This window comes from Altererythrobacter litoralis (genome assembly GCF_036324225.1).
Classification (GTDB): domain Bacteria; phylum Pseudomonadota; class Alphaproteobacteria; order Sphingomonadales; family Sphingomonadaceae; genus Erythrobacter; species Erythrobacter litoralis_A.
In genome coordinates, this window is sequence record NZ_JAZDQV010000016.1 from 17730 (window position 1) to 29031 (window position 11302).

At 63.3% G+C, this 11302-nt stretch carries 14 protein-coding genes and 1 tRNA gene; 5 read left to right on the top strand and 10 right to left on the bottom strand.

Translation table 11 applies throughout. From position 1 onward, the window contains the following. Positions 1-43: 43 nt before the first annotated feature. The 3 genes from msrB to VRS74_RS12445 form a co-directional block, all read right to left on the bottom strand. Positions 44-445, bottom strand: a complete 402-nt coding sequence (msrB, locus tag VRS74_RS12435; RefSeq protein ID WP_354145549.1) for a peptide-methionine (R)-S-oxide reductase MsrB — start codon at positions 443-445, stop codon at positions 44-46. Positions 446-454: 9 nt separating this feature from the next. Further along, a complete protein-coding gene (locus tag VRS74_RS12440; protein ID WP_354145550.1) occupies positions 455-1126 on the bottom strand; it encodes a glutathione S-transferase family protein in 672 nt (223 codons plus the stop codon). A 68-nt stretch (positions 1127-1194) separates the two neighbouring features. Continuing rightward, the gene (locus tag VRS74_RS12445; protein ID WP_354145551.1) at positions 1195-1566 is read right to left on the bottom strand and encodes a hypothetical protein; all 372 of its coding nucleotides are present in this window, start codon (positions 1564-1566) and stop codon (positions 1195-1197) included. Between the two features lie 104 nt (positions 1567-1670). Here VRS74_RS12445 and VRS74_RS12450 point away from each other — a divergent pair, with 104 nt between their 5' ends. Then, the gene (locus VRS74_RS12450) at positions 1671-2063 is read left to right on the top strand and encodes a VOC family protein (protein WP_354145552.1); all 393 of its coding nucleotides are present in this window, start codon (positions 1671-1673) and stop codon (positions 2061-2063) included. Between the two features lie 16 nt (positions 2064-2079). Here VRS74_RS12450 and metW read toward each other — a convergent pair whose 3' ends face one another. Further along, positions 2080-2673 (bottom strand): methionine biosynthesis protein MetW, encoded by a 594-nt coding sequence (gene metW / locus VRS74_RS12455; RefSeq protein WP_354145553.1) that lies wholly within the window; start codon positions 2671-2673, stop codon positions 2080-2082. After that, entirely contained in the window at positions 2666-3766 is a 1101-nt protein-coding gene (metX, locus tag VRS74_RS12460) for a homoserine O-acetyltransferase MetX (RefSeq protein ID WP_354145554.1), read from the bottom strand. The genes metW and metX overlap by 8 nt, the downstream gene beginning before the upstream one ends. 83 nt (positions 3767-3849) lie before the next feature. Here metX and hisC point away from each other — a divergent pair, with 83 nt between their 5' ends. Together hisC and VRS74_RS12470 are read left to right on the top strand one after the other, a co-directional pair. Beyond that, positions 3850-4962: a histidinol-phosphate transaminase gene (gene hisC / locus VRS74_RS12465; protein ID WP_354145555.1), complete on the top strand. Its 1113-nt coding sequence runs from the start codon at positions 3850-3852 to the stop codon at positions 4960-4962. Continuing rightward, on the top strand, positions 4959-5861 hold the full coding sequence (locus VRS74_RS12470; RefSeq protein WP_354145556.1) for a prephenate/arogenate dehydrogenase family protein: 903 nt from the start codon (positions 4959-4961) through the stop codon (positions 5859-5861). The genes hisC and VRS74_RS12470 overlap by 4 nt, the downstream gene beginning before the upstream one ends. A gap of 5 nt (positions 5862-5866) precedes the next feature. Here the strand turns inward: VRS74_RS12470 and VRS74_RS12475 are convergent, their stop codons facing one another. From VRS74_RS12475 to ftsE, 4 genes are read right to left on the bottom strand one after another with little or no spacing between them, the layout of a single operon-like run. Then, positions 5867-6544 (bottom strand): lysophospholipid acyltransferase family protein, encoded by a 678-nt coding sequence (locus VRS74_RS12475; RefSeq protein WP_354145557.1) that lies wholly within the window; start codon positions 6542-6544, stop codon positions 5867-5869. 10 nt (positions 6545-6554) lie between these two features. Then, positions 6555-7085 (bottom strand): YdcF family protein, encoded by a 531-nt coding sequence (locus VRS74_RS12480; protein WP_354145558.1) that lies wholly within the window; start codon positions 7083-7085, stop codon positions 6555-6557. Next, a complete protein-coding gene (locus VRS74_RS12485) occupies positions 7082-8017 on the bottom strand; it encodes a cell division protein FtsX (protein WP_354145559.1) in 936 nt (311 codons plus the stop codon). The genes VRS74_RS12480 and VRS74_RS12485 overlap by 4 nt, the downstream gene beginning before the upstream one ends. Beyond that, on the bottom strand, positions 8014-8757 hold the full coding sequence (gene ftsE / locus VRS74_RS12490; RefSeq protein ID WP_354145560.1) for a cell division ATP-binding protein FtsE: 744 nt from the start codon (positions 8755-8757) through the stop codon (positions 8014-8016). The genes VRS74_RS12485 and ftsE overlap by 4 nt, the downstream gene beginning before the upstream one ends. A 195-nt stretch (positions 8758-8952) precedes the next feature. Here ftsE and VRS74_RS12495 point away from each other — a divergent pair, with 195 nt between their 5' ends. Both VRS74_RS12495 and VRS74_RS12500 read left to right on the top strand, forming a co-directional pair. Continuing rightward, complete coding sequence (locus tag VRS74_RS12495) at positions 8953-9852, top strand: MJ0042-type zinc finger domain-containing protein (RefSeq protein WP_435521405.1); 900 nt, start codon at positions 8953-8955, stop codon at positions 9850-9852. Positions 9853-9961: 109 nt separating this feature from the next. After that, a tRNA-Leu gene (locus VRS74_RS12500) sits at positions 9962-10048 on the top strand. Between the two features lie 208 nt (positions 10049-10256). Here VRS74_RS12500 and VRS74_RS12505 read toward each other — a convergent pair. Next, on the bottom strand, positions 10257-11302 hold a 1046-nt coding region (locus tag VRS74_RS12505; RefSeq protein ID WP_354145562.1), incomplete at its 5' end, for a recombinase family protein.

The following is an 11302-nucleotide window of genomic DNA, read 5'->3' on the forward strand; positions in this document are numbered from 1 at the left end:
AACATTGCGTGAACGGCCCAAAGCGGAATTTCCGCCGCCGCGATCAGTCCTCAGGCTCGAAGTCGAGTGACGCCGAGTTGATGCAGTAGCGCAATCCGCCTTCCTGCGGCGGTCCGTCGGGGAAGACATGGCCCAGATGCCCGCCGCATTTAGCGCAGAGCACTTCGGTGCGGATCATGCCATATGACATGTCGCGCCGCTCCTCGATCGTCTCATCGTCGGCCGGGCGGGTGAAGGCCGGCCAGCCGCATCCCGAATTGTACTTGGCATCGCTGTCGAACAATTTGGTGCCACAGCCCGCGCACATATATTCGCCGGGATCGTAATGCTTGTCATACTTGCCGGTGAAAGCGCGCTCGGTCCCTGCCTCGCGCAGAACATGATATTGTTCGGGCGTCAGTTTCTCGCGCCATTCCGCTTCGGAAAGCTCGACCTTGTCCGCCATGTCCTTCTCCTAACCATCCACCTTCGCATAATGCGCCGGGGGCTGGATCACGCCCATCCGCTCGGTCAGCAGCGGGCGGAAGCTCGGCCGGCTCTTGAAAACCGAATACCAGCCGCGCGTCTGCTCGTGCCCCGCCCAGTCGATGCCGCCGAGGTAGTCGGCCACCGAAATCTGCGCTGCCGCCGCAAGGTCCGCCAGGCTCATGGTCGAACCCGCCAGCCAAGGGCGATTGTCGATTAACCAGTCCATATAGTCGAGATGGCCATGCCCCAGCTTCATCGCTTCGCGTAGCACGCGGGAATCGGGCGGCTGGTTGAGCACAATGCGCTTCTTCATCCGCTCGTTGAGCAGAGGCGCCGTGACGTCATTGTAGAAATTCTCGTCGAACAGCGCGACCAGCCGGCGGATTTCCGCGCGATTGGCGGCGGTGCCGTTGATCATCGGCGCCTTGTCGACCGTCTCTTCGAAATATTCGGCGATCGCGCGGCTGTCGCACAGCACGGTATCGCGCTCCTGGTGCACCATCACGGGCGTGCGCCCCGCGGGGTTGAGGTTCCAGAAATAGTCGCTGGCCGACCACGGGTCTTCGCGGACCATTTCGTAGGCCACGTTCTTCTCGCCCAGCAGCAAGCGGATCTTTCTACTGAAAGGGCAAAGCGGGAATTGGTAAAGGCGCCACATGATTGCCGGGGTTCATGCAGCAATTCGCGCGGCAAATCCACCGGCGGAATTGGCATGATCGCGAGTTTTCAGACCCCTGAAGCCTCAAGCATCGTCAAGCAGGCCGGCATTACTGCATCGACCTGCGCTTCATCGAGCAACCGCTGGGCCTCAGCCTGGACCAATCCGGCCACCGCATCGCGCTGTAGGCCGGTCTCGTCCATCACCTGCGCCAGAGCGCGGACGAAGAATTCGCGCCCGCGCGGGTCGGTCGCAGGCCATTTCTGCGCCTCCGCATTGCCGCTTTCCTGGCCGAAAGAAACGAGCGCGAAGGCCGCCGAGCAACGGACCAACGCCTTGTTCTCCTGTGAAAGCGGGGCGGCTGGTGGAGTTGCGGGCACGACAGGCGCGGTCGCCTGGGCGGCGAGGCCGATGGCGGCGGCGATCAGGATGAAGCTCATGGCGGCACCCTATACCAGTGAAAATGAACAGTGCGCTACCATCGTGCTTGTCGTACTATCTGGGGTGGCTTAGGCATGCGCCGCAACCAAGGGAGAAACGGATAATGTTCAGCCATATAATGGTCGGATCGAACGACATCGAAGCTTCGAAGAAATTCTATGACGCTGTGCTGGGCGTGCTCGGCGCAGGCGAGCCATCGCGCGATGTGAAGGAAGACGGCACAGTGCGCCTGTTCTACTTCCATGGCGGCAGCATCTTTTCGGTTTCGACACCGATCGACGGCAATCCCGCGACCGCGGGCAATGGCTCGACTATAGGCTTTGCCTGCGACAGCCTGGAACAAGTCAAGGCATTCCATGACGCGGGCGTCGCCAATGGCGGCACCAGCATCGAAGACCCCCCTGGGCCCCGCACTGGTGCTATGGGCACGCTCAACCTGTCCTATGTCCGCGATCCCTCGGGCAACAAGCTCTGCGCGCTTCACCGCGCAGGTTAAGGCAAAACGTCAGAAGCTAGCGGCTGAGCTGGAACAGCGCGAATTCCGCGCGCCAGTTCACCGCCGGCGGGCCGATCTCGTGTCCGCCTGAAAAGAACCAGCTGCGCTCCACCCGCACGCCCTTGGCTGCGACCAGTTCGCGGAAATCGACAATGGTGACGTGGTGGATGTTCTTCGTTTCGTACCAGCTCACCGGCAGTGCCCGGGTCACGGGCATGCGCCCGCCCAGCATCAGCGCGCTGCGGGTACGCCAGTGGGCGAAATTGGGAAAGCTGACGAAGGCCTGTCGCCCCACCCTGAGCAATTCATCGAGCATGCGGTCGGGCCGCGCAGCGGTCTGCAGCGTCTGCGACAATATGGTGTAATCGAAGGCCTTGTCGGGATAATCGGCCAGGTCGCTATCGGCGTCGCCCTGCACCACCGACAGGCCGCGCGCGACGCAGCGCTCGACCTGCGCGGCATCGATTTCCAGGCCGCGCGCATCCACTCCTTGACGCTCGACAAGCTCCGCCATCAGGCTGCCGTCGCCGCAGCCGATATCGAGCACGCGGCTGCCGGGCGCGATGTTCTGCGCGATCACGGCAAGGTCGGGGCGCAGCGTGTCAGCCATCGATGAAGCCCTTCATCACCCGGTCGAGCGCAGGCACGTCAAGCAGGAAGCTGTCGTGCCCGAATGGCGCGCTCAGTTCGACGAAGCTGACAGGCGCGCCTGCCGCGTTGAGCGCGTGGACGATATGGCGGCTTTGGGCGGTGGGATAGAGCCAGTCGCTGTCGAAGCTGATCACGCAAAAGCGCGCCCTCGAACCAGCGAAGGCGTTCGCCAGTTTGCCGCCATGCTCCTCGGCGAGGTCAAAATAATCCATCGCACGAGTGATATAGAGATAGGAATTGGCGTCGAACCGCTGAGTGAAGCCCGACCCCTGATAGCGCAGGTAGCTTTCGACCTGGAAATCGGCATCGAAGCCGAAGCTCTTTTTGTCGCGGTCCTGAAGGTTGCGCCCGAACTTCTCCGTCAGGCCTTCTTCGCTGAGATAGGTGATGTGCGCCGCCATGCGCGCCACCGCCAGCCCCGCGTCGGGCGCGGTCTCAGCGCCGTAATAGTCGCCGCCGCGCCAGTTGGGATCGGCCATGATCGCTTGGCGCCCCACTTCATGGAAGGCGATGTTCTGCGCCGAATGCCGCGCCGTGGTGGCGATTGCGAGAACGCGAGCTGCACGTTCGGGCCAGTTTGCCGCCAGGCTCAGCGCCTGCATCCCGCCCATCGATCCGCCGATCACAGTGTGTAGCCGCTCGATCCCCAACTCGTCGAGCAAGCCAACGAGCCCCCGCACCATGTCGCGGATCGTAATGACGGGGAAGCGCATGGCATAGGGCTGACCGTCTGCCGCATTGCTGGCAGGTCCGGTCGATCCCATGCAGCTGCCGATCACATTGGCGCAGATAACGTGGAACCGATTCGTGTCGACCACCTTGCCGGGGCCGACCATGCGTTCCCACCAGCCGGGCTTGCCGGTGATGGGGTGGTTCGACGCGACATATTGGTCGCCCGTCAGCGCATGGCAGATCAGGATCGCGTTGGACCTGTCTTCTGCCAGTTCGCCATAGGTCTCAAAGGCGATCTGCACACCCGCGAGTGCCTGTCCACTGTCGAGCGGCAGGTCGCGGCTGAGCGTCAGGCTCTTCGAGGCAATCACAGGCGCCATAGGCCGCTTCGATTGGGCGAGCCCACGCCTTAAGTCAATTGCACTGTTTTTCGAGGTCGAAAGCGGTTATGCGCCGCCGCGCCATGACCGACCAAACCCGCCCTCGCCCTGAAGGAAAACCCTGGATCATGGGCATCCATGCCTATGTGCCCGGCAAGGTCACCGGTGCAGACGGACGCACACTGGTCAAGCTTTCGGCGAATGAGAACCCGCTCGGATCGAGCGAGGCGGCACTGGCGGCACGGAAATCGCTGACCCACGCGGCAGATTACCCTGACCCGGACTCGCGCCAGCTTCGCGCGACGATCGGTGCGCTGCACGGGATCGACCCGGCGCGGATCGTGTGCGGGACGGGCTCGGACGAATTGCTCAACCTCGCCGCGCAAGGTTTTGCTGGCCCGGGCGACGAAGTGCTCTTCAGCCGCTTCAGCTTCGCGGTCTACGACATCGCCGCGCGGCGTTGCGGCGCAACCCCGGTCGAGGCGCCGGACCACGATTACGCCAACGATGTCGACGCGTTGCTGGCCGCAGTGACCGAGCGGACGCGCGTGGTGTTCCTTGCCAACCCCAACAATCCCACCGGCACATATTTGCCGCGAAGCGAGGTCGAGCGGCTGCACGCCGGCCTGCCCTCCGACGTGCTGTTCGTGCTGGACCAGGCTTATGCTGAATACCTCACCCCGCGCGAGGAGGACGGCGGGATCGAACTGGCTGCACACCATGACAACGTGCTGGTCACCCGCACCTTTTCCAAGATCTATGGCCTTGCCGGCGAGCGGATCGGCTGGGCCACAGGCGCACCGCAACTGATCGATGTGCTGAACCGCATCCGCGGGCCTTTCAACGTCACGACGAGCGGTCAGGCCGCGGCACTTGCTGCGCTGGGCGACCAGGATTTTGTCGCACGTTCGCGCGATCACAATGCGACCGAACTGGCGCGCTTTACCGCTGCGATCGACGCGCTGGGCAACCACGGGCTACGTGCCGTCCCAAGCAAAGCCAATTTCCTGCTGGTGCTGTTTGAAGGCGAAGTGACCGCTGCGCAGGCGCTCGAAGCAATCGGCGAAGCTGGATATGCAGTCCGCCATTTGCCGGGCCAGGGCCTGCCGCATGCGCTGCGGATCACGATTGGCAAGCGCGAGGATATGGACGCAATCGCAGAGGCACTGCGCAAGCTGGTGGAGCAAGGCGCATGAGCATCGAGAAAGTCGCGATCATCGGCCTCGGCCTGCTGGGCGGCTCGATCGGGCTGGCGGTAAAGGCGCGCGCGCCGGGCATCACCACGAGCGGCTTCGACGCCGATCCTGCCGTGCGCGCAAAGGCGACAGAGCGCGGGCTGACAGACAATGTTCATGAGAGTGCCGCCGACGCGGTCCGCGATGCCGATCTGGTCATCCTGTGCGTTCCGGTGGGCGCGATGCGCGAGGCTGCGGCGGAAATTGCCGATGTGCTGCCGCCGCGTGCGATTGTCAGCGACGTCGGCTCGTCCAAGCAAAGCGTGGCGGAAGACCTCGCAGCTGCCCTGCCCGGCGCCATTGTGATCCCGGCTCACCCGGTCGCGGGGACCGAGCAAAGCGGGCCGGAAGCCGGCTTCGCCACGCTATTCGTCAACCGCTGGTGCATCCTTACTCCGCCTGCAGGGGCGGACGAAGCCGCAGTGGAAACGTTGGCCGAATTCTGGCGCAAGCTCGGCGCGCGGATCGAAATCATGGACCCGCAGCACCACGATCTGGTGCTGGCGGTGACCAGCCATATTCCGCATTTGATCGCCTATACGATCGTCGGCACCGCGTCCGACCTCGAGGAAGTGACGCAGGGCGAAGTGATCAAGTATTCGGCAGGTGGCTTCCGTGACTTCACCCGCATCGCAGCGTCCGACCCGACCATGTGGCGCGACGTGTTCCTGCACAACAAGGTGGCGGTGCTCGAGATGCTCGGGCGTTTCACCGAAGACCTGACAGCGCTCCAACGCGCGATCCGGTCAGGCGATGGCGATACGCTGCATGAATTGTTCAGCCGCACCCGCGCGATCCGCCGCGGGATCATCCAGGAAGGCCAGGACGATCCTTCGCCGGACTTCGGGCGTGGGCACTAAGCCGGTCAGTTCAGCGCGTTGATCGCAGCGACCACTCTCGCTTCGATTTCCTCGCGCGGAAGGCCCGGCGGGATCGGCTCACCGATCCTGTAGGTGATCCGGCCCGAGCGCTTCCACAGCCGGTGATAGAGCGGCCCGCTGTTCACTGCTACCGGCACCACCTGCAGCCCCAGCAGCTTGTAGAGCCCGGCAAAGCCCGATTGCAGCTCGGGGCTGGTGCCGTGGACAACCCGCGTACCTTCGGGAAAGATCACCAGCGGCCGACCCTCGGCAATCCGCTCGCGCGCCTTCGTAATCATCTGGCGAAGGGTCCGCGCACCTTCGTCGCGCGCCACCGGGATCGATCCATACTGAAGCGCCGAATGCCCCCAGCCGGGAATCTTGAACAATTCCTGTTTGGCGAAGACTGCCGGCGAAGCGAGGAAGGCGGGCATATCGATCGCTTCGAACAGGCTTTCATGCTTGATCGCATAGAGCACCGGCCCCTCAGGCCGCGAGCCTTCGATTACCACCTTGATCCCCAGCACATGCACCACGCACCAGCGATGCCAACGCGACCAAGCCCGCACCACCTTGCGCAGCCGCTCGCTGCCAAGCGGCACCGCGGCGACCGAGGCACTAACCAGGAAAATGCTCCCGATGTAGAACACCGGATAATAGAGCAGGCTGCGCAAGACAGACATTTCGATCAGCTCACGACTGGATCAGGGCAGTCAGGCGGCTCACCACGAGTTTGTGATACTCGAGCAGCAGCACGCCGAAGTTCGGCTCGGTCCGCACTGCGTCGGGCACGACCGTCACCGTGCTTGGCAGGGTGCGGCTGAGTTCGCCCGCAACGCGCCGCATGTGCCAGTCGCTTGTGACCAGGCGGATCGAGGAGATGCCCCGCCTCTCCACCCATTTGGCGATTTCTTCGGCATTGCCGCGCGTATCGACCGCGGCAAAGCCCAGCTCGACACAGCAGTTCATCCGCCGCCGCGAAACGCCGAACTCGACGGCGAATTCGTCCGGCCGCACTTCAAGGTCGACTCCGCTCACCAGCATCCGGTCCGCCCAGCCATTGTCGAGCACTTCGAGCCCGCGCTGGATTCGTCCAGCGGCCCCCGTCGGCACGATCACCGCATCGGTCTTTATGTCGCCCGCAGGTGCGGGCAGCGTGGCGAAGAACCACACGAAGCCGAACGCCCAGGCGAGGAATATGGCGGAGAATAGTCGTAAGATCATAGCATTCGTTTCAAAGCGGACATTACAGTGATGCGCGCAGTCAGCATCGCAAGCAATACCCCGGCAAGCGGAATTGCCGCAAGAACAAGCCAATCGAGCTGACGCAAATTGCCCCCTGCGACCATGCCCGAATCGATAGCCGCAAACTGGCTGCCTATCACGCCAATCGCAAGCACCCCCAATATCAGGCCGATCGCCCCGCCCAATAGCGCGTCGATCGTGATGCTGCGCTGGAAGACCTGTGCGATCTGGCGATCGGTTCCGCCCAGCAAGTGGACAATCTCCACCGTCTTGCGATGGTTGTTGAACGAACTGCGCGCCGCCAACCACACCGCACCCGCACTGGTAAAGGCCAGCAAAGCGATCAGCGCCAGCGCAAGATACTGCAGCGACGCAAGCGCATCATAGACCGGGCGCAGCCAGTCCGACTGTGCATCGACCCGTGCTTGCGGGATCTCGTCGAGCAGCAGCGCGTTCAGACGCGCGATCTCAGCCGTGTCGGCGACGTTTGCCAGCTGGACGTCGATCAGCGCGGGGATCGGCACCGCTTCCCCTTCATCATTGCCGGAACCAATCCAGGGCGCGAGCATCTCTGCCAGCTCCTCGCGCGGAATCACGCGCAGGCTGGCAACGGCAGGGTCGGCGACCAGGATTTCAGCGGCGCGCTTGGCGAGTGCCGCCCGCGTTTTGGCATTGGCCTCGACGATCTGCACCGTCAGCGCGCCGGACAGGTCAGTCCGTGCGCGGTCAGCCAGATTGCCCAACGCAAGCCCGGCGGCAGCCGCCATCACGGTCAGCGCTATCATGATCGCGATCACCCATGGCATCGGCCCGCTGGCGGGATTGCGCGGAACCAGGCGCGCCGCGCGTCGCCCCTTGAATGGCACGAGATCGCGTACAAGCGACCGGTCGATCAGTTGAGCTCGGCTCATGCCTCGCCTTCCCGCTGCGCCGGACGGGGCGCAGGCCTCGGCGGGAACCGCAGCGCACCCGTCGGATCGAGCAATTGGCCCTTTTGCAACCGCATGATCAGCGAATCCGGCACTTGCCGCAGCAAATGGATGTCATGTGTCGCAACGATCACGGTAGTGCCGAGCCGATTGAGCCGCTCGAACAGTTGCAGCAACTTAAGCGCCATGTCGGGATCGACATTGCCGGTCGGCTCGTCGGCGATCAGCAGGTCGGGCCGGCCGATTACTGCGCGTGCGATCGCGACCCGCTGCTGCTCCCCGCCTGACATGGTCGCAGGCACGGCATCCATGCGCTGTGCCAGGCCGACCCATTCGAGCATGTCGGCCACGGGCTTTGCCAGGTCCGCCTCGCGCACCCCCGCTACTCTCAGCGGCAGCGCGACGTTGTCGAATGCGGAAAGATGCTCGACCAGGCGGAAATCCTGGAACACCACCCCCAGCTTGCGGCGGAAGGCGGGGAGCTGCTCGCGCGGCAGCGTGATCGTGTCCTTGCCGAACATCCGGATCGCCCCGCGCGACGGGCGCTGGGCAAGGTAAAGCAGCTTGAGCAGGCTGGTCTTGCCTGCCCCGCTGGCGCCGGTGAGGAAGTAGAACAGGCCGGGGTGAAGCGTGAAGCACAAGTCGCGCAGCACTTCGGGTTCGGTGCCGTAACGCAGCCCGACATTGTCGAAGGTCACGATTTCGCCTGTCCCCTCGGTCATCGAGTGGCTCTATCCGAAGGGGGAGGCAGTGCAAGGCCAATCATCGCCAGAGCGCATTATTGCGAGGCTTCGGTGTGGAAAAATGGCGGGTTTCCTCGCCTCATGGCTTCTCCGCCCTTGTTGCACTGCGCCATGCCACCTAATGCGCTGAGTGACATGATTATTGCCTGTCCAGCCTGTCGCACACGCTATGTTGTGCCAGACTCGGCCATCGGCATCGATGGGCGCACGGTGCGGTGCGCCAAATGCAAGCATAGTTGGTTCCAGGAAGGCCCAGAGCCTGAGGCGCACGAAGCCACGCCTGCGCCACAGCCGCAGGATGATCGCACTCCCGAACCTGAGGCAAATGAATCCGCGCCTTCGCCCCAACCGACGGAAGAACCTGCGCCGCCGCCTGAGCTCGCTCAGCCCGATCCCGAAGCGGTGTCCGATGCCAGCGATGCTGACGAGAGCGAGCCGGAGCCGCAAGCGCCCGCTCCGCATCCATCGGTGAATTTCTGGCGCACGCCGCAGCCGACGACTCCGCAGCCTGAGGAGCCCGCTCCCGCTGAGGATGTGCAGCAACCCGCGGTCGTGGAAGTCGAAAGCGCGCCCGCTGACACCGCAGACCATGCGGAGGACGATGGTGGCGCCTATTCGCGCTTCGATTACGAGCCGCCGTTCCGCGCGCGGCGCAACCCGCTCAAAATTTGGACCGCCGCTGCATTGCTCTTCGCCGTTTCGGCCTTCGGTGCGATCGTCGCGATCAATATCTGGGGCATGCCGAGCTGGCTGCCGTTCGAGCGCCCCGTGTTCGGGATGGAGAAGCCCGGGCTGCAGCTCGATTTCCCGCCCGAGCAGCAAGACCTGCGAACGCTTCCCAACGGCACCGAATATCTCGAAGTCAGCGGCTCGGTCACCAATACCGGCCGCACGACCGCTTCGGTTCCCTCCATCATGATCGCGCTCCGCAACGAGCAGGACCAGATAGTCTACACCTGGGAAATCGTCCCGCCGCAGCGCGAGCTGGCGCCGGGTGAAGCCATGCGAATCAGCGAAGCGATGGTCGATGTGCCGCGCTCGGCACGGGTGATCGAGATCGGCTGGTCACCCTAGTCCGCAATTATCGCGAAACACGATGGTAAAGTGCTTGCGGAGCCGCACCTCTGTTGCTAGTGGCGCGCTCCTGTTCGCGAGGGGCCTCGTGCCTTTCGAACGACTGGGTGCGGTCGTGGCGGAACTGGTAGACGCGCAACGTTGAGGTCGTTGTGGCCGAAAGGCCGTGGAAGTTCGAGTCTTCTCGACCGCACCAAACAGTCCTTCCCTGAACTGATTTTCCACCATCCTACGCAAACACCGCCAAGAATGGCGCAGTTCTGCGGGGTTTGTGGCGGTCGATCTTGCGCGCCTGGGCAAGAGACCATTGAGAGAGCCGGCGTTCGCCGCCTCATTCACCTCTTTTCTCTGTCTGTGATTTCCTCGCCTCAGATCCTTGATCGGCGCTGAGAGGGCGCGCGATGTCAGCGTGCGATGCGCAGTAGCGCTTCCTGATCGGACCAGTCGGTGGGCAAATCGATGGATAGGATCTGTTGCCGGGTCACAGCGGAAGGTTGGTGACCCGCCAGCATCACTTCGACGATGCGAGGGCTAAGCCAGCTCAGCCTGAACAGCTTGGTAAGCTGCTTGCGGCAGCGTCCTTCGCGACCGGCAAGCTGGTTGATACTGAGTTCGGGGTTGGCAAGGATAAGCTCCCGCGCGGCCCTAGCCTCTCCCAGCAGCGCAATCAGCTTCGCATCAGGTGTAGAACCGCTGGATGATCCATCGATCCGCAGCTTTGCTTCGCGGAATGGCTTGCGGTCAGGAAGCGGGATCGACCAACTGATCGGCGTATCGATTGTAATGCCCAGCGCCCCTGGATTGAGAAGGATATCTATCCGCTCCCCCTTGACTGCGATCGAGTGCAACAACGAACTGATGACCTTGGGATGTGATGATCCGAACGCCAGGCCTCTCGCAAGCGCGCCGGCCTTCTCGAACATTGCGGCCAGCTGCCCCGCCTTAGATAGACCTGCGAGCCTACGCAGCGCGTGTTCGTCCTCAAGCAGCTGGGTCACATGTACAATGACGTGGCGCTCGAGTTGTCCCTGCCCAAAGCGGGTTGATGGTGCATCGCCGGGCTTCGCCAGATCCTTCCGGGTCTCATAGTAGGAGTAGCGCCTGCTGCCCTTCTTCGTATAGGTCGGCACCATCGGTCGGCCCTGTGGGTCGGTCAGCAGTCCGCGCAACAGCGCTTCTTGCCGATCATTATTCGCTCGCTTGCGTGGCGGCGCCTTCTCCTTGAGCCGTGCTTGCACCGCATCCCACAGGGCTTCATCGATTATAGCCTCGTGCTCACCATCATAGACCTTGCCCTTGTGGACGATCATGCCGCGGTAGATCGGATTCTTGAGCAAGTAGAATAGGCTGCCCCTTCGGAAATATATCCCCGCCTGACCGGCCCCCACCGAGTGGTCCGTGTTGTTTGTTAGTGCATAATTGCCTCCTGCGCCATGGGTGGCCGTAGGTG